The sequence below is a fragment of the Jutongia sp. SJQ-6 genome (genome assembly GCF_054161275.1).
The window spans coordinates 1,766,147-1,785,482 of record NZ_CP195314.1 but is presented as its reverse complement, the minus strand read 5'-3'; the positions used below and the strand labels follow the sequence as shown (position 1 = coordinate 1,785,482).

Sequence of the window (19,336 nt, the reverse complement as noted above, 5' to 3'; positions counted from 1 at the left end):
CGCCCATGTTTGATTTGCAGGAAGAGTTAAAAAAACTGCCCGCCAAACCGGGCGTCTATTTAATGCACGACAAAAAAGATGCTATTATTTATGTGGGCAAAGCGGTTAGTTTGAAAAATCGTGTGCGACAGTATTTTCATGCGAGCAGAAAAGTATCGCCCAAGATTGAAAAAATGATTTCGCAGATTGATCATTTTGAGTATATCATTACGGATTCCGAGGTGGAGGCGCTGGTACTCGAAAACAACCTGATCAAGGAGCATCGTCCAAAGTATAATACGATGTTAAAAGATGATAAAACATATCCGTTTATCAAAGCAACCGTATATGAAGAGTATCCGCGGTTGATCTATTCGCGGGAGCAGAGGCGGGATAAATGTAAATATTTTGGCCCGTTTACCAGTGCAGGGTCTGCAAGAGATATGTTGGATCTGGTTCATAAAATCTATCAGATACGAACATGCAATCGTGTGCTGCCAAGAGATACCGGTAAAGAACGACCGTGCTTGAATTATCATATTAAGCAGTGTCAGGCACCATGTCAGGGATATGTGACTCCGGAACAGTATCAGCAAAATTTCAGCAAGGCACTGAAACTTTTGGAAGGAGATTTCTCAGAGGTTTTAGAAATGCTGGAAGCAAAGATGGCGAAAGCAGTCGAGGAACTTGCCTTTGAAGAAGCGGCTTCTTGCCGCGATCTGATCGCCAGTGTCAAAAAAGTTGCAGTGCATCAGAAAGTTACAGATTTTGGCGGGGTTGACCGCGATGTGATCGCTATGGCGCAGACTGATCTGGAAGCGGTCATTCAAGTGTTTTTTATTCGCGAGGGCAAATTGATCGGTCGGGATCATTATCATTTAAAAGGGATAGACGGTGATGCACCGGAAGAGTTAGTGCAGTCGTTTATCAAACAGTTTTATGCAGGAACACCTTTTATTCCGCGAGAACTCATGGTAGAATATGAATTAGAAGAAAAAGACCTGATCTCGGATTGGCTGTCGGAACGTCGTGGTGGAAAGGTATCTATTCTTGCACCCAAAAAGGGACAGAAAGAGCGTTTAGTCGAGCTGGCGCATAAGAATGCAGCGCTGGTTTTGACGCAAGATGCAGAAAAGCTGCGGAGAGAAGAAGAACGTACATTAGGGGCAATGCAGGAGATCGCAGATCTGTTAGGCATGTCTGAAGTAAAGCGGGTGGAATCATATGATATATCGAATATCAGTGGATTTCAGTCGGTTGGCTCTATGGTTGTTTTTGAAAACGGAAAGCCGAAGCGCAGCGATTACCGTAAGTTCCGCATTAAGACGGTGCAAGGCCCGGATGATTATGCCAGCATGGAAGAGGTGCTTGGAAGAAGATTTCGTCACGGTCTGGAGGAACGACAACAGATAGATCAAGGGGAAAAAGTAACGGGAGGCTTTACGGTGTTCCCGGATTTGATCATGATGGATGGCGGGAAAGGCCAAGTGAATGTTGCAGAGTCTGTTTTGAGGGAGCTGGGAATAGTGATACCGGTCTGCGGCATGGTGAAAGATGACAGGCATCGCACCCGTGGATTGTATTTTCAGGGGAGTGAGATACCGGTCAATACATGTAGTGAAGGATTTCATTTAATGACACGCATTCAAGATGAAGTGCATCGTTTTGCCATTGAGTATCACCGCTCTTTACGTAGTAAAGTGCAAGTCAGATCCATATTGGATGACATTGCGGGGATTGGGGCGAAGCGTCGCAAACAGTTGATGAAGCGGTTTGTTTCACTTGATGCGATCAAGGCAGCTTCCGTAGAGCAATTGGCTGAAGTTGAGTCCATGAATGAACAGGCAGCACAAAATGTATATGAGTTTTTTCATAAGAAAGACTCATAACAAAATAGATGATTTTCTGTCAGTTGACAGGGATTGTCAGCAAGCTGTATAGGAATTTGCAGCAATCTGTATAGGGATTGCCAGCAAGCTGTATAGAAATTTGCAGCAGGTTGGCAGGAATTTGCGGGATGCAGGGAATATGCACTATGGTTAGAAAGGTTGGTAGAATATGCAGAATGCAGAGTACAGTGTCGCATTGACACATTTAGTAGACAAATTAAAATTAGAAAACTGTACACCGAATGTACCTATTGAGGACGTGAAAGTGACGCAATCGGATGTTAATCGACCGGCTTTGCAATTGGCAGGGTTCTTTGACTATTTTGATTCTAACCGGATTCAGATTATTGGGCAGGTGGAATATACTTATATGGAGCAAAAAGGTGTAGAATACAGTGTTCAAATGTTAGAAGAGATTTTGTGTGGCAATGAGAAGTCACCCAAACCACCATGTATCGTTTTTTGCCGTAACCTTCCGGTGGATGACCGTCTGATCGAATTGGCAACGAAATATCAGGTGCCGATCTTACGTACCAAGCGTGCTACGAATGAATTTATGGCGGATCTGATCCAGTGCCTTAACTATAATATGGCACCGCGCTGTACGGTTCACGGCGTGCTGGTAGATATTTACGGAGAAGGCATTTTGATCATGGGAGAAAGCGGTATCGGTAAGTCGGAAGTCGCATTGGAGTTGATTCATAGAGGACACCGTCTTGTTTCGGATGATGTGGTAGAGATCAAACGAATCAATGAGAGCACATTGCTCGGCAGCGCACCGGACATTACGAGACATTTTATCGAATTGCGTGGTATCGGTATTATTGACGCAAAATCACTGTTTGGTGTAGAGAGCGTTAAGGATGATCAGAATATTGATCTGGTCATTAAGCTTGAGGAATTTAATAAAGAACAGGATTATGATCGTCTTGGCCTGGAGGAGCAGTATACGGAATTTCTTGGCAACAAGGTTGTGTGCCACTCTATTCCGATCCGCCCCGGTCGTAATATTGCGATCATCTGTGAGTCGGCAGCAGTTAACCACAGACAGAAAAAGATGGGTTATAACGCAGCTTGGGAGCTGTATAACCGAGTAACGAACAATCTAGCAGAAAAAAATAAATAAAGCGCAGATCTAATGCGTAGATAGGAGGGCTGTCATGATTTTTGTAAAAGCAGATGAATTAAAAAAAGGGATGCGTTTGGCAAAACCAATATACAACAAAAATGGAGTTATGTTGTACGAAAGAGATTCCAGACTGACAGAGCAGGGAATCATTAGTATTCAGAACTTTGGACTGATCGGTATTTATGTATTAGAGCCGGCGGAGCCGGTACCACCTATGTCAGCAGAAGATATTGAGTTTGAACGCTATCAGACGATGGCAGTATTTGCAATCAAAGAGATCTTGGATGCAGTCAGCAAACAGAAACCGTCTGCGAAGTTGAATACGTTTGTGACGCAGCTTGTTCAGAAGTATGGTTCTTTGGACCACAAGATAAATTTCATCCAAAATCTTCGCAGCGTGGAAGATTATGTGTATAAACATTCACTGAACACAGCGCTGCTCTGTGCGATGATGGCAAAGCGGATGAATTTGTCCGAGAAAAACCAGACAGATCTGGTGACAGCAGCAGTACTGCATGATATAGGTACCTTATTGATCCCGATCGGATTGCGACGCAAATCGCAGTTGGAATTGACAGAAGAAGATCTCAAAAAGATCAATACGTATTATGTGGCGGCTTATCAGATGTTTAGCAGAGATTATTCGCTTGATGCCGGTGTCAAGATGATATTGTCAGTAGCATTGCGAAGAATCTTTCATGTCGGCGGCAAAGATGATGAAATGGAAAAGAAGAAGATCCCGGAGGTTGAAATATTGCGTACAGCGTATATTTATGACCAGTTGACGGCAATGAACATACAAGAAGAGCCAACATCAGATGTGCAGGCGATTCGCTTTCTATTAGATGCCGGAAATGGATACGATCGTGTTGCGGTACAGGCGCTGATTCACAGTATTAATATTTTGGAACCGGGTGTATGTGTCGAGCTGACTAACGGTGATAAGGGATTAGTCATTATTCCTGGCATGTACAATGTGCTGCAGCCATATGTACTTTCATTTAGGGATAATCAGGTTTATAATCTGAGTACACCGCATGTCGCTGCACAATTGCAGATCAAAGACATTATGCGCACGATGGATAATCGTCATGTAATGGGAATGGATATGTTAAAGCAGTACAGTGGAGAGGCGGTACATATTGGGGAGTACCGTGATAATAAGACGTACTAGCAATAGCCGACACAACAAACAAATAGCAATATAAGAGCCGGGGGCAGCGAGAAAAAGGCAGTATCGCTGAACCCGGCTTAGGAGATTGTGCGATTGTAATAACAGACAGCATAGAAACGAGGTTAACAATGTATATTATAGTAGGATTAGGAAATCCGGAGCGTAAATATGCCGGAACACGACACAATATTGGATTTTCGGCGATTACGGCGATCAGCGATGCCTACAGCATTTCGATGGACATCAAGAAACACAAGGCGGTATGCGGTAAGGGAATGATCGCCGGGAATAAAGTGCTGTTGGCGATGCCGCAGACATATATGAATCTTAGCGGTGAGAGTGTACGCGAACTGGTGGATTTTTATAAGATCGATCCCGAGGAGGAATTGATCATCATTTATGATGATATCGCATTGGCTCCGGGAAAGCTTCGGGTACGTGCCAAAGGAAGTGCCGGTGGACATAATGGAATCAAGAATATCATTGCGCATTTGGGGACGCAGCAGTTTTCGCGGATCCGGATCGGCGTGGGAGAGAAACCGGCAGGCTGGGATCTGGCGGACTATGTGTTGGGGAGATTCCCGGCAGAGGAAGAGCCGACGATCCGTACTGCGCTGGAGCAGACGGTAAAGGCATGTGAGACTATTTTGACAGACAGCGTTGAAGCGGCGATGAATCAATTTAACGGAAAGTAAGAGGTTGGGGCAGTGATGGAAACATTATTGGCGCCTTTGGCGGAGATTACGGCGTACCGCAATGCCGAAGAGGCAATACAAAAGCAGCAATTCCCATTGCAGATATCGGGATGCATCGAATCACAAAAGTGCCAATGGATCTATGGACTTACCGGTGAGTCTCTGAAATGGAAAGTGATCATTGCGGCGAATGAGTTGAGGGCACGGGAAATCGCAGAAGACTATCGCATGTTTGACCGGGAAGTTATGTATTATCCGGCGAAAGATGTGATTTTTTTTAGTGCTGATGTACATGGTAATGCACTTAGCACACAGAGACTTAAAGTCAGAGAGGCATTACTGGATCGCAAAGGGGGAACCATTGTCACCTCGATCGATGCCGGCATGGAGTTCGTACTATCGCAAAAGATCTATGAGCAGGCGAAGCAGCAGGTAGCGGAAGGGGAGACATATGATCTTGAGACTCTTTGTAAAAATCTAGTCAATATGGGTTATGTGAGACAGGCACAGGTTGAGATGCCTGGAGATTTTTCTGTGCGCGGAGGAATTTTGGATGTATTTCCGGTAACGGAGGACTGCCCATATCGTATTGAGTTTTGGGATGATGAGATTGACACGATCCGTTCGTTTGACGTGGAGAGTCAGCGCTCAATTGAACGCATTGCAGAGTTTACCATCTTTCCGGCATCGGAATTAATTTTGACTACTGAGCAAATTGCCGATGGTTTTACAAAAATGGCGAAAGACGCAGCAAAGATCAGCACAAAATTAAAAAAGGCGAAGAAATTCGAAGAAGTGAATCGGTTAAATGACCATTTACAGGAAATAAAAAATGATTACGAACAATATCAGAGCCGTATTGGGTTGGAAGCCTACCTGCCCTATTTTCCGGTGGAAACATTGTCCTTTTTTGATATTATGCCAGAGGAGGAGACAATCTTTTTCTTAGATGAGCCATCCCGCTGTTATGAGAAAGCTCAGGCGGTGGAAACAGAGTTTCGTGACAGTATGGAAAGCAGATTGGAGAAAGGCTATCTTTTGCCAAAGCAGCCGGAGATCTTGCAGGGAATGGATCCTTTATTTGGATTGCTGCAGAACAAGCAGCTTGTTATTTTGTCTTTGCTGGATGGACTGCCAAAGCAGCTTGCGAGCAGGGCGCAGGTGAATGTACAGGTACAGCCGGTGGGGTCCTATAATAAGCATTTTGAACTACTTGTAGACGATATGCTTCGTTGGAGAAAGAATGGATACCGTGTACTGCTCCTTTGTGGATCTCGGACGCGTGCACAGCGTTTAAGTAAAGACTTGGGAGAATATGAAATTCCGGCATTTTATCATGAGAAGCCGGATATGCCGTTGGAAGCCGGACAGGTTATGGTATCGTATGGATTTATGCGTCATGGATTTGTTTATTCGATGACGAAGTTTGCTGTTGTGACGGAAGGTGATGTTTTTGGCACAAAGCAGAAACGGCGTAATGTCAAGAAGAAAAAATACGATGGAAAAGCGATACAGAGCTTTAATGAGTTAAGCGTTGGCGATTATGTGATCCATGAGAATCATGGAGTTGGTATTTACAAAGGTATCGAAAAGATTACAGTCGACCATGTGTCGAAGGACTATATTAAGATTGAGTATGGAGACGGCGGAAATCTATATGTTCCTGCATCGGGACTGGATCTGTTGCAGAAATACGCCGGGCGTGAGGCGAAGCAGCCGAAACTAAACCGCTTGTCATCGCCGGAATGGAAAAAGACCAAGACACGCGTGCGCAAGGCTGTGCAGGAAGTGGCAAAAGAATTGGTTTTGTTATATGCCAAGCGACAAGAACAAAAAGGATATGCTTATAGTCCGGATACTGTGTGGCAGCAGGAATTTGAGGAGGTTTTCCCATTTGAGGAGACCAAAGATCAGTTGACAGCCATTGCCGCCGTTAAAAAGGACATGGAAAGTGACAAGATCATGGATCGGCTGATCTGCGGGGATGTTGGCTATGGCAAAACAGAGATCGCATTGCGTGCGGCATTTAAGGCGGTAAATGATGGAAAGCAGGTAGCGATGCTTGTTCCAACTACGATCTTAGCGCAGCAGCATTACAACACATTGTGCGAACGACTCGGAGACTTTCCGGTCAAAGTTGAGATGTTATCACGTTTTCGTACTCCGGCACAGCAAAAAAAATCGATAGATCTATTGCGAAAGGGACAGGTTGATATTATTGTCGGCACACACCGTCTGCTGTCTAAGGACGTGGAATTTAAGAATTTGGGATTATTGATCGTTGATGAGGAACAGCGATTTGGTGTGACACACAAGGAAAAGATCAAGCAGATGAAAGGAAATGTTGATGTCCTTACGCTTAGTGCAACACCGATCCCACGAACGCTGCATATGAGTTTGACCGGCATTCGGGACATGAGCGTGTTAGAGGAGCCACCGGTAGATCGTCTGCCAATACAGACATTTGTGATGGAGCATAATGATGAGATCATTCGTGAGGCGATCAATCGCGAATTGGGAAGAGGCGGACAGGTGTATTATGTGTATAACCGCGTTGCCCGTATTGCAGAGGTGGCGGCAGAAGTAGCAAAAATGGTGCCGGATGCCAATGTTGTTTTTGCGCATGGGCAGATGAGTGAGCGAGAACTTGAAAAGATCATGATGGCATTTATCAGCGGCGAAATAGATGTTTTGGTAGCAACAACGATTATTGAGACCGGATTAGACATTTCGAATGTAAATACGATCATCATTGATCATGCCGATAAGATGGGGCTGTCACAGCTTTATCAGCTTCGCGGTCGTGTCGGAAGATCAAATCGTACAGCATACGCGTTTTTGATGTATCAGCGAGGACGTATGCTCAAAGAGGTGGCGGAGAAGAGACTGGCCGCTATCCGTGAATACACGGAACTGGGTTCCGGGATCAAAGTGGCGATGCGGGATCTGGAGATCCGCGGAGCCGGGAATCTGCTTGGTGAAGCGCAGTCCGGGCATATGGAAGCGGTTGGATATGATCTGTACTGTAAAATGCTCAATGAGGCGGTACTTACACTGAAAGGCGAACAGCCGGAAGAGGAACCGTTTGAGACTAGTTTGGAGCTGCAAGTGGATGCGTTTATTCCGGCAACTTATATTCGTAGTGAATTTCAAAAGCTGGATATGTACAAACGTATCGCCGGGATTGAAAATGTGGAAGAATATGCAGATATGCAGGAAGAAATGATCGATCGATTTGGAGAATTGCCTAATGCGGCTGAGAATTTATTGCGTGTGGCACTGCTTAAAGCGGAAGCACACCGTGCCGGAATCACACAAATTGTGCAAAAAACGAACCAAATTCGATTTTATCTGAAACCAAATGCAAAAATCTCTTCCGTAAACCTTGTAAAAATGGTAGAATCGTATGAGGGCGCTTTTAAGGTGGTGCAGGCGGCCAAAAAGGAAGAACAATCCTATTTTATTTACACGATGAAACCACAACCACAGCCGGCAGGCAAAAGTTATCGCAGCGGATACGGAAGGATCCCTGCTGCGGTGAAGGTACCGTCTGTTTCCAAAACAGTAAGTAAGCAGGAGACAGCAGAAAAATTATTCCAGACAGTGAATCAGTTGATCCGTGAGATCGGAAAAGTCGTGGAGTAACGGAAAGGCATGGTGACTATGATAAAGAAAAGTAAATGGATGGCAGTTGGTTTAAGCATATGCATTGCCGTGGCAGGAGTATGCACGGGCTGTGGCAATTCCAAGATTGGCACAAAAAAGGTAAAGCTTGCGGCAGGAACACCGGATAAGGATTCGATCGTTATGTCAGTGGGCAGTGACGGTGTAGAATATAGCGAGATGATGAACTATGCCTACCTATTAAAAAGACAGTATGAGGGCAATTTTGGAAGTGAGCTATGGAACTATTCGCTGGGCGGAAATAAAACAGTGGGTGCTCAGGCAAAGCAGGAAATCGTCAATATGGTAACACAGCTTAAAGTGATCGCGCAGGCAGCGGATCGTAATGAAGTTTCACTTACCAATGATGAGAAAGACGAGGCAATGCAAAAGGCAGAAAAGATCATGGAAAAGGTGTCTGACAGTGATAAAAAGAAATATTATTTATCCGTTCAGGGACTTAGTAAATTGTATGAAGAAAACGTGCTTGCCAATAAAATGTTTTATGTGGCTACTGACAAGGCAAACACCGATGTGTCAGATGAGGAAGCAAGGCAGGCTGCGATCCAGTATATCGAGATCATGACGAAAGGGATCGGAAGTTCCGGACAGAAGATCGATATGGATGAGAAAGCCAAGGCACAGGCTCTTAAGTGGGCAGAACAGCTGCAGCTTCGTGCAGTTAAGACGAAAGACTTTTTGACATTGGCCAAAGATAATACCGATGCAACAACGCAGGAACTGGTGGTTGGCAAAAGTTCCACCAAATTGGAGAAAGCGGCATTGGATGCGGCGTTAGCCCTCGAAAAGGGTGAAGTCAGCAGTGTTGTAGAGGGAACGCAGGGATATTATATTATATATTGCGTCAATGACAAGGAAGAGGATGCGACACAGGCTCGCAAGGAAGTTATCATTGCAAAACGCCAGAATCGCCTGTTCCAAAAGAAATATAACATCTGGCTCAATAAGTGCGATGTTAATATCAGTGAAGATTTTTGGGATTATTTCCAGTTGTAGGGGGAGGGAGAAAGTTTGAAAGCAGAGCATGTCAATCCATTTATCATATCTGTGTGCAAAGTGATGAAAGATATGTGTATGTTGGATTTAAAAATAGGGACACCATCTCTTAGACAACAGAGTTTCCCGGAAGAAAATTCTTTGATCCGTCTCGGGCTGGTAGGTCAGCTTTCGGGAGAAGTATTGCTTAATTTTGAACCACAGACAGCACTTGGGGTCGTATCTAAAATGATGATGATGCCGGTCAATGCCATTGATGCGATCGGACAGAGTGCAATTTCGGAATTAGGAAATATGGTGGCGGGCAATGCGGCGACGGTATTTGCAAATAATAATATTATGATTGATATTACACCACCGGATTATTGTGTTGGTGCAAGTTATGATGGTGCGGCAACGGAAATGTTTACGATTCCTTTTTCAACAGAAATTGGAGATATGACGATCGATGTGCGCATTGAACAGGAAGGATAAAAGATGGCAGGATATAAGAGATACCGCAAGGATTCCCCGGTTTCCTATGCATTAGGTATAACGCTGACATTTGAACTGTTGCGCTTTCAGCCGGACAAGGTGACGAGGGTATATATTCACTCCGGCATGAAAGAAGGGGAAACATTAGACAAGCTGCGTAGTTTGTGCAGGGATGCCGGTATAGAAATGGTTCAGACAGACAAAATATTTCATGTATTGTCTCAAAAAGAAAATTGTTACGTGATCGGAGAATTTACGAAATATGAAGGGCAGCTGGAGAAAACAGCATCCCACATAGTTTTGGTAAATCCTTCTAATGCCGGCAATATGGGAACGATCATGCGGAGCGCCTTAGGATTTGGTTTGAATCAGATGGCGATCATACGTCCGGCAGTGGATGCCTTTGATCCCAAAGTGGTAAGAGCGTCCATGGGGGCGATTTTTTCGACAAACTTTGTTTACTTTGAGGATTTTGATGAATATCAGGCACAGTTTGGTGAACGTGAATTATTTCCATTTATGTTGGACGCCAAGAAAAGTCTGCATGAGATCAGACCACAGGGGACGTTTTCTTTGCTTTTTGGCAACGAAGCGACCGGACTGCCGGATCGCTTTGCGCAGATCGGGACAAGTGTGATCATTCCGCATTCCAATCGCATCGACAGTCTGAATCTGCCGATCGCGGCGAGTATTGCGATGTATGAGACAACGAAACAGCAATTTGAGAGTTGACAGGTTTGTTATAATGATAGTTAGAGGCAAATGCAAATGACGATAGAAAGGATTGATGAGACAATGGCAAAGATTGATATTATTTCAGGATTTTTAGGAGCAGGTAAAACGACGTTGATCAAAAAGCTGATCGCAGAAGCATTTGAAGGTGAGAAGTTAGTCTTGATCGAGAACGAGTTCGGTGAGATCGGTATCGATGGCGGATTTTTGAAAGAGGCAGGAATCCAGATTACAGAGATGAATTCCGGTTGCATTTGTTGTTCTTTGGTTGGTGACTTTGGAGAGGCACTCAAAGAGGTGCTTACAAAATATAGTCCGGATCGTGTTATTATTGAACCATCCGGAGTTGGCAAGTTGTCTGATGTGATCAAAGCAGTAAAAAATATTGGTGATGAAGTACAGATCAACAGTACGGCAACGGTTGTAGATGCATCGAAATGCAAGATGTATATGAAGAATTACGGTGAGTTCTACAACAACCAGATCGAATACGCAGGAACAGTAATCTTGAGCCGTACACAGAATGTGTCAGCCGACAAGCTGGATGCTTGTCTGAAGATGATTCGTGAGAAAAACGAGGAAGCATCTATTATTACAACACCATGGGATGATATTCAGGGTAAAAATATCGTAGAGGCTATGGAAAAGGTTAATTCTTTGGAAAAAGAGCTGTTAGAGGAGCATGAACATCATCATCACGATGGCGAGTGTGGATGCGGACATCATCATGATCACGATCATCACGACCACGAGCATGATCACGATGGCGAGTGTGGATGCGGACATCATCATGATCACGACCATCACGACCACGAGCATGATCACGACGGCGAGTGTGGATGCGGACATCATCATGATCACGACCATCATGACCACGAGCATGATCACGACGGTGAGTGTGGATGCGGACATCATCATGACCATCACCATCATCATGCAGATGATGTATTTACAAGCTGGGGCGTTGAGACAGCGCACAAGTTTACGGAGGAAGAGCTTACCGAGATTTTGCACAAGTTAGCTGAGACGAAAGACTATGGTGACGTTTTACGTGCAAAGGGTATCGTAGCGGCAGCAGAAGGAGAGTGGTTCCACTTTGATCTGGTACCGGAAGAGACGGAAGTTCGCCGCGGAGCAGCCGACTTTACAGGACGTATTTGTGTTATCGGTGCTGACTTGAAGGAAGATGCGATCAAAGAATTATTCCACGTTGCGTAAAGAGGATTATGATTTAAGGCTTCCATTTCAAATGGAAGCTAAACATAGAGTTGATGGAGGTTTTGAATGTTTGGTAAGAAGAAAGAGGAGATGATGGTATACGTCATTATGGGCTTTTTGGAAGCCGGTAAGACGAATCTGATCCGTGACCTTGTCGTGGATGATATGTTTGATGACAAGATCAAAACGATGATCTTGGCATGCGAAGAGGGCGAGTTAGAATATGAAGCGGACGTGTTAGAGAAGGCCAACTGCGTTGTGGAATACATCGAAGACGAAGAAGCATTTAATGGAAAGATCATTCAGAAATTTTTGAAAAAACACCGTCCGGACCGCATCATCATTGAATACAACGGTATGTGGCCGACAAAGCACATTCCGGAATTGTATGATGATATGGAAGAAATTTGTTTTGATCGTGAAGTGATCTTTCAGACGATAGATGTAGTCAATGATGAAACATTTGCTTTATATATGAAAAATATGCCTTCTATGATGGTAGATCAGTTCCGCGTGGCAGAAATGATCATCATTAACCGTTGCACCGTCGAAAAGACGAATAAAAACTCGATCCGTGGAAGCATAAAAGCGGTCAATCCGCGGGCGCAGATCGTCTATGAATCCGCACAGGATGAGTTTTATGAGATGAAAGATCAGATGCCGTTTGATGTCAATGCAGATGTCATTGAAATTAGTGACGATGATTTTGGACTTTGGTATATTGACATGATCGACCATCCGGAAACATATCAGAATAAGACGTTGAAGGTGACAGGTTTGATCCAGAAGCCAAAGGGGATCCCGGCAGGCTTTGCAGTATTTGGACGTTTTGCGATGACCTGCTGTGCAGACGATGTACAGTATATGGGATTTCTGTGCAAAGCAGATGATTGGTCAGAGTTTAAGGCAAAGCAGTATGTTACCGTGACGGCCCGATTTGAATACAAATTCATGAAGGAATATGGCGAGGAAGGTCCTGTCTTTTATGCAGAGCAGGTGGAAGCGGCAGAAAAGCCAAAAGAGGAGCTTGTTTATTTCAATTAAGTGAGGCAGTAGTTTATAGAGGATCTGCATATACGCAAGTTGTAGCTTAACAGCTCGGATATGACGAAAGCTCTTAGGCACTGCGCATCCATATCTGATAGATGGAGCGGATCAGTACGACCGCAAATGGGCCGAGAAAGATGCCGCACACACCGTACAATGAAATACCGATGTAAATGGAAGCAAGGGTAAAAAAAGGAAGTGTATTTAAGTTACTTCCAATTAACCTTGCTTCTAATAATTCACGCGTAAATACTGTTAATAAATATGCAGTAAGCAGAACTGCGGCCGCGAAAAAAGAACCATGAAATAATTTTACAAGTCCCCATGGAATCAATATCATCCCACTCCCCAAAATAGGAAATGCATCAAAAATGGAAATAAACAGACCGATCACGATACAATATGGATTGCGGATGAGCAGAAAAGCAATTGTGCAAATAGCCCAATTACAGCCAATAATGATGAGCTGACTTCGCATATAGGCAAATCCGGTATTCCACATGGTATGCCCAAGCTCTGACAAAACCGAAAAATAACGATTTTTGTGGATCATGGTATGCAAATGATCATAGTCTTTGCACAAAACGATGAAACTGACGATAACGATCAGCAAAAATGCGCATACTCGCATCGAGCTTCCCATACATTGCAGTGCTATCCTGCCAATATTTTGATAGAGGTTTGTAAATGATGACGGATCCAGATTGTGAAACTGTTCCTTAGCAAATATTAGGCAACTACCTTTTTGCAGACCTAAATAATAATCCAAATGTCGCAAAATATTATGACAACAGGATTCTATGGATTTTGTATAAATTTGATGATAAATGGACAAATTTGTGAGAAGTAGTTTACATTGCTGAAATAAAAGCCATCCGATCAGCAAAAAAACACCCAAAAAGGCAAGAGAGATCAAGAGTAAGGTGCCATTTGCCGCCAGCCACTTTGGAAGATGACATTTTTTTTGTAAAAATAGGACGATAGGCATTAAGCTCCGCATCAGTGTATATGCGAATAAAAACGGGAAAATAAGGGGTAAAACGTATTTGAAGGACAAAAGAACAGCACCCGATATAAATGTAATAATAAGCAGTTGTCGAAGCAAAGGATGTGCATTCATAACGGATCCTCCTTTCTGCAAACGCAATTTTAGACGGCGGAAGTGCTCTATTTAGTGTGTACAAAAGCAATGATTTCATACAAAAAATAATGTTTACAAAATATTAATAACTATAACATTTCACGTTCATAATTCCACCCTATAATAATAACCATATCAGAGAGTAAATGTCGACTCACTGGTAGCTTAGATTTTTTTTTCATACCTTCTCCTTTAAGGACTGTGTACGCTGCAGTCCTTTTTTTTTGCCTATTATGATTAAAGTGTCAGAAGGTCTGAAATCTTGACACCTTAATCCTATTATGGAATCGGGGAATGCCGATTGTGTGCATTTGGTAGGTGGAGTTTGAGTTAGCGATGCAATTATTTCATTGGGAGGAATTGAAATGATGGAAAGGACACAGAAACAGACAAAAAATTTGACCGAAGGATCACCGGCAAGATTGATCTTGGAATTTGCGGTTCCAATGTTTTTAGGATTATTGTTTCAGCAGTTTTACAGCATGGTAGACACAATGATTGTTGGTAAATTTTTAGGAATGAAACCATTGGCCGGAGTTGGTGCGACAGGGTCGTTAAACTTTATGGTGATTGGATTTTGTATTGGTGTATGCAATGGATTTGCCATTCTGGTAGCGCAGAAACTTGGTGCCAAGGATTATTCTGCACTTCGTCGTTTTGTGGCGAATGCTACATGGCTTTGTCTTGTGTTTTCTGTTGTTATGACGGTGATCGTGTCAGTTTTGTGCGGAGATATCTTGCGCTTTATGAAAACGCCAGAGGATATTTTTTCCTATACATATTGGTATATGTTGATCATTTTTTTAGGAATACCATGCACTTTTCTGTATAATATATTGGCGGCACTGATCCGTTCTTTGGGAGACAGCAAAACGCCGGTGATCTTTTTGGCATTGGCATCTGTCCTCAATATTGGCCTGGATCTCGTATTTATCATTGTATTTCGTATGGGCGTTAAAGGAGCTGCACTGGCGACTGTGCTGGCACAGGGAATCTCCGGGTTGTGTTGTCTGTGGTATATTGGAAAGCATTTTCCAATCCTGCGGGGAACGAAAGAAGAGTGGAAACCGTTGCCAAAGTATATGATGCGTTTATGTGCGGTTGGAATCCCGATGGGAATGCAGTATTCGATCACAGCGATAGGAACACTTGTGATCCAGGCAGCAGTGAACGGTTTTGGATCTACAGTGGTAGCCGGAGTGACGGCAGCGAATAAGCTTGGTAATTTTGTATCCTGTCCGATCGAGGCACTGGGACAGACAATGGCACCATACGTTGGACAGAATATGGGAGCCGGCAAACCGAAGCGTATCGGCAAGGGACTTTTGGCAGCGTCTCTCATGGGTTTTGGCGTGTCTGCAGTGCTGCTTGTCATTGTTTTATTGTTTGGCAAGCCGATGACGTTATTATTTCTTAGTGCAAAGGAAGTGAAAGCCGTAAAATATGCGTATCAGTATATGATCGTAACAACAGCCGGATATTCTTTGCTTACTTTAGTGAATACAGTTCGTTTTACGATACAGGGAATGGGGTATTCGGCGATCGCTATATTGGCCGGGGTGTTTGAAATGGCGGCAAGAACCTTGGCAGGTACGCTTGTAGTAAGCATGATCGGGTTTATGGGTGTTTGTCTGGCAAATGATCTCGCATGGATTTTTGCAGATGCTTTCCTTATTCCGGTATTTTTTGTATTATATAGAAGAGCTAAGAAAAAATATCAATGATCTGCTTATATCATAAGAAGCAGACGGATGATCTGCTGCATCTGGATGAGAGAAGAATGTGTCAATGACAGGTGTATTAAGGGGAGGAGAGAAGGTTATGCTGATTAAATTATATTTACAGGGGGCTGTTCAAAGAGCGTTTCTTGTTGCGGTTATTTATATCGTATTAAAAGGAATTTATTTGGCAATGATGAAAAAGGAAGTGCATATCGGCAAAGAAATATTGTATTGTGTTACATTGACTTATATGGTTACTTTGTTGGGCTATACTATGCTGCCAAACATACATATGGGAATAGAATCCAGTGGGAAATTTTATTTTATTTGTGATAGGTGGGGAAATGGAAGGATCAATTTCATACCCTTCAAAACAATAGGTACATTTTTGTTTCAATCAGAAAATGCCAATGTATCTCATTGGAAGGATGTTTCAGACTTAAATCTGCTTGCCAATATCGGATTATTTGTCCCATATGGAGTAATAGCGTGGTTTTTTCCTTGGTATCAGAAATCACTCAAACGTATTACCGGTAGTGGCGTTTTGCTTTCTATAATTATAGAGATGGAACAAATCTTTATACAAAGAGGAACGGATATCGACGATGTCATACTAAATACGTTGGGTGTGTTGATCGGCGGGACAATTGCAATGCTGGGATCTAAATATGTGTGGCCATTATTCCGTAACAGATTATAACATATCTAATAAAATGTGGTTATAATAACGTAATAAAGAAAAAAGATCCGTTATACTTTTTATCGTAAATGATAAAAAACACTAGATAAAATGGGAATAGTGGCATGTTAACTGCTATTCTCATTGTTTAAAAACTGAGAAAAGATATTCTAAAGGAGATACGTTTATATCTATATGGTTCCGGTGATAACGGTCATTACTTCTGTACTAATTTTACATGAGAAACTGACCTTATTAGCCGAAATAGGAACGGTACTTACTTTGATAGGATTATTTCTGTCGGAGTATAAGCCGGAAAGAAATAGGACTAAAAATGGATTTACAAAATGAAAAGTGCGTCAAATGGATTGCATATAAATGGGGTATTCTCTTGTCTTCACATAGAAAAAGTGACCGGTGCCGATAAAAAAATCTTGAAATCAACATAATCTGCGATATAATAAAACTGGTATGGTACAGTAAACAGAAATAATTATTTGTTGTACGCAAGGTTATGAAGGTATAGGAAAAATTATAAGGAGAACGAGGAGGAAAAATATGACAGAAAATCAATATCAGAGAGCAAACAGGATGGTACTGATCACGATTCTGATAGTATTTGGGTTTATTGCAGTAACAGTCTTAGCGGCATTAGGAGTTTCAAAGGGAGAACGGGCAGGCAGGATTATAATACAGTTTATCACAGCGTTGGTTGTTATGACTGCATCAATCGCAGCATACATAATGAAAAAGAAAACACATATATGTGAGGTTCTATTATCAGTAAATATAGCGATTGGATATGTTGTTGTTGTATTACTGAATTCTACGGATACCGTGTGGACATATGGAATTCCGATGATTATTTCCGTTATGGTTTATCTTAATAAAAGATTGATGTATTGTGCCAATGGTTTAGTTATATTAGCAAATGTTGTGCGATTAATAAGGGATTTTGACAGTAGCAATTCGGAACTGTTATCAAGCAGGATATTAGCTATCCTTGTAATCATTCTTGTGACGATCATATCGATCAATATAGCGAATCTATTGATTCAGTATTTTGGCGAGAAGGTATCCCAGATTGAGGAGGCGGCTGCAAAACAGAATGAAAGCAATACGAAAATGGTTGCTATTGCGGATAATATTTCTGACGAGTTTGAAAAAGCGATGACTATGCTGAATGAACTTGAGAAAAGTATAGATATCAGCCACAGCTCTATGGGGGATATCGCAGACAGCACGGAAAGTACGGCAGAGGCAATCCAGAGACAGGCGGTTATGTGTTCTGAGATTCAGGAAAACACGGATATGGCGGAAAAAGAAATTAATCAGATGATAAGTGCATCTGACAAGACAGATGAATCGGTAAATAACAGCAAGGTGGTTGTTGGTCAATTAAAAGAACAGGCACAGAATGTACAGGACGCAAGTAATATCATTGTTGATGTAATAAGTGGTCTTACAGAGAAGGTTAATGATGTACAGAATTTTGTTGGTGATATCGTTAATATATCCGCAAGGACAAATCTTCTTGCACTGAATGCGTCGATTGAGGCAGCCCGCGCAGGAGAAGCGGGAAAGGGGTTTGCGGTCGTTGCGGAGGAAATCCGTCAGCTTTCGGAACAGACCAAGAAGGCTTCTGAAAGTATTACAAATATCATACAGAAGCTGAACGAAGATACCCAAAAAGCGAACGAGAGTATCAATGAATCTGTGTTATCCGTTGATAAACAGAACGCACTTATTGATGAAACAGAAAAAACATTTGTTGAAGTAGGCAATACAATGGATGTGCTGATGTCAAGCATACATGTTGCAGAGCAGAGCATCAATAAAATACTTGATTCAACGTCAGTGATATCGGATAATATATCACATCTGTCGGCAACAGGAGAAGAGGTTGCGGCTGCATCTGCGGAGGGCATCAAGGTATCAGATTCCACGGTAGAGGGCATGAATGATTGTAAAATAATACTCAACAATATATATGAGCTTGCCAATGAATTAAAAGCTTCTGTTGAGACGAAGGATATTTATTAGAGAGAAAAAGTGCACAAGAAAAAGTACGGTGCATAACGGAAGGAACACATTTTATGGAACGGAAGCTATGATGTGTGCCATGATGACAATCATTTGTTGTGACGGATGAAGTGTATGAACATATGGTATATGCGCCGAATAAGCATATTTGTATGGCTTCCCTTCTGAGAAGGAAAGATTGAAGGAAGGATTGAAGGAAAAGTTGAGATTTTATATGAGGAACTTCATATGACTGTGGCGGAGATTGCGGAGAAATTAGTTATTTCAGAAGAGAAGGTGCAAAAAATTGTAGATGCCTCCAAGTAGTGTTTTATTAAAAATGTGGTTATAATAACGTAATAAAGAAAAAAGAATGGAGGAAAAAGCGATGAGTATGATCAAAAACATGGACAAGGCACAGGTAATGGTACTGAAAGAACAGGTGTCCTATCAGGCAGGACAGGTAGTCAGCAAGACGCTTGCACAGAACGATGCGCTTAGTGTAACATTGTTTGCCTTTGATAGGGATGAGGAGATTAGTACCCATGAATCCGGTGGAGATGCGTTTGTAACCTGTTTGGATGGAGTTGGCAAAATTACGATTGATGGTATGGAATATGAGCTGCACGAAGGAGAGTCGATCGTAATGCCCGCAAAACATCCACATGCGGTATACGGCAAAGAGCAGTTTAAGATGTTGTTAGTAGTGGTATTTTAGTATTGTCTCAAGAGGATGGCAAAGATTTAGACAAAATG

The 19,336-nt window shown here is 42.6% G+C and carries 15 protein-coding genes and 1 pseudogene; 15 read left to right on the top strand and 1 reads right to left on the bottom strand.

The window, feature by feature from the left end; all coding sequences use genetic code 11:
- The first annotated feature begins 5 nt into the window (after positions 1-5).
- The 10 genes from uvrC (at position 6) to ACSAJE_RS08060 (ending at position 13,014) form a co-directional block, all read left to right on the top strand.
- Positions 6-1,868, top strand: coding sequence for an excinuclease ABC subunit UvrC (gene uvrC / locus ACSAJE_RS08105; protein ID WP_458008788.1), 1,863 nt, complete (start codon positions 6-8; stop codon positions 1,866-1,868).
- A 169-nt stretch (positions 1,869-2,037) separates the two neighbouring features.
- Positions 2,038-2,994, top strand: a complete 957-nt coding sequence (hprK, locus tag ACSAJE_RS08100) for an HPr(Ser) kinase/phosphatase (protein WP_118690500.1) — start codon at positions 2,038-2,040, stop codon at positions 2,992-2,994.
- Between the two features lie 34 nt (positions 2,995-3,028).
- The gene (locus ACSAJE_RS08095; protein WP_118507571.1) at positions 3,029-4,171 is read left to right on the top strand and encodes an HD-GYP domain-containing protein; all 1,143 of its coding nucleotides are present in this window, start codon (positions 3,029-3,031) and stop codon (positions 4,169-4,171) included.
- A gap of 128 nt (positions 4,172-4,299) precedes the next feature.
- The gene (pth, locus tag ACSAJE_RS08090) at positions 4,300-4,866 is read left to right on the top strand and encodes an aminoacyl-tRNA hydrolase (RefSeq protein WP_458008787.1); all 567 of its coding nucleotides are present in this window, start codon (positions 4,300-4,302) and stop codon (positions 4,864-4,866) included.
- A 15-nt stretch (positions 4,867-4,881) separates the two neighbouring features.
- Entirely contained in the window at positions 4,882-8,511 is a 3,630-nt protein-coding gene (mfd, locus tag ACSAJE_RS08085; protein WP_458008786.1) for a transcription-repair coupling factor, read from the top strand.
- A gap of 9 nt (positions 8,512-8,520) precedes the next feature.
- Positions 8,521-9,546 (top strand): peptidyl-prolyl cis-trans isomerase, encoded by a 1,026-nt coding sequence (locus ACSAJE_RS08080; protein WP_458008785.1) that lies wholly within the window; start codon positions 8,521-8,523, stop codon positions 9,544-9,546.
- 15 nt (positions 9,547-9,561) lie between these two features.
- The gene (locus ACSAJE_RS08075) at positions 9,562-10,020 is read left to right on the top strand and encodes a chemotaxis protein CheX (protein ID WP_118507575.1); all 459 of its coding nucleotides are present in this window, start codon (positions 9,562-9,564) and stop codon (positions 10,018-10,020) included.
- Between the two features lie 3 nt (positions 10,021-10,023).
- A complete protein-coding gene (locus ACSAJE_RS08070) occupies positions 10,024-10,752 on the top strand; it encodes a TrmH family RNA methyltransferase (protein WP_458008784.1) in 729 nt (242 codons plus the stop codon).
- Between the two features lie 63 nt (positions 10,753-10,815).
- The gene (locus tag ACSAJE_RS08065; RefSeq protein ID WP_118690604.1) at positions 10,816-11,970 is read left to right on the top strand and encodes a CobW family GTP-binding protein; all 1,155 of its coding nucleotides are present in this window, start codon (positions 10,816-10,818) and stop codon (positions 11,968-11,970) included.
- A gap of 66 nt (positions 11,971-12,036) precedes the next feature.
- A complete protein-coding gene (locus ACSAJE_RS08060) occupies positions 12,037-13,014 on the top strand; it encodes a TIGR03943 family putative permease subunit (RefSeq protein ID WP_458008783.1) in 978 nt (325 codons plus the stop codon).
- Between the two features lie 73 nt (positions 13,015-13,087).
- Here the strand turns inward: ACSAJE_RS08060 and ACSAJE_RS08055 are convergent, their stop codons facing one another.
- On the bottom strand, positions 13,088-14,137 hold the full coding sequence (locus tag ACSAJE_RS08055) for an AI-2E family transporter (protein WP_458008782.1): 1,050 nt from the start codon (positions 14,135-14,137) through the stop codon (positions 13,088-13,090).
- Between the two features lie 386 nt (positions 14,138-14,523).
- On the opposite strand from ACSAJE_RS08055, the gene ACSAJE_RS08050 reads away from it, so the two are divergent.
- The 5 genes and pseudogenes from ACSAJE_RS08050 (at position 14,524) to ACSAJE_RS08030 (ending at position 19,298) form a co-directional block, all read left to right on the top strand.
- On the top strand, positions 14,524-15,882 hold the full coding sequence (locus ACSAJE_RS08050) for an MATE family efflux transporter (protein WP_458008781.1): 1,359 nt from the start codon (positions 14,524-14,526) through the stop codon (positions 15,880-15,882).
- Positions 15,883-15,979: 97 nt separating this feature from the next.
- The gene (locus tag ACSAJE_RS08045) at positions 15,980-16,579 is read left to right on the top strand and encodes a VanZ family protein (protein WP_458008780.1); all 600 of its coding nucleotides are present in this window, start codon (positions 15,980-15,982) and stop codon (positions 16,577-16,579) included.
- Positions 16,580-16,741: 162 nt separating this feature from the next.
- Positions 16,742-16,909, top strand: a pseudogene (locus ACSAJE_RS08040) (EamA family transporter); the annotation flags it as partial.
- A gap of 207 nt (positions 16,910-17,116) precedes the next feature.
- Positions 17,117-18,601: a methyl-accepting chemotaxis protein gene (locus tag ACSAJE_RS08035; RefSeq protein WP_118690509.1), complete on the top strand. Its 1,485-nt coding sequence runs from the start codon at positions 17,117-17,119 to the stop codon at positions 18,599-18,601.
- Positions 18,602-18,968: 367 nt separating this feature from the next.
- Positions 18,969-19,298, top strand: a complete 330-nt coding sequence (locus tag ACSAJE_RS08030; RefSeq protein ID WP_458008779.1) for a cupin domain-containing protein — start codon at positions 18,969-18,971, stop codon at positions 19,296-19,298.
- Positions 19,299-19,336 lie beyond the last annotated feature (38 nt).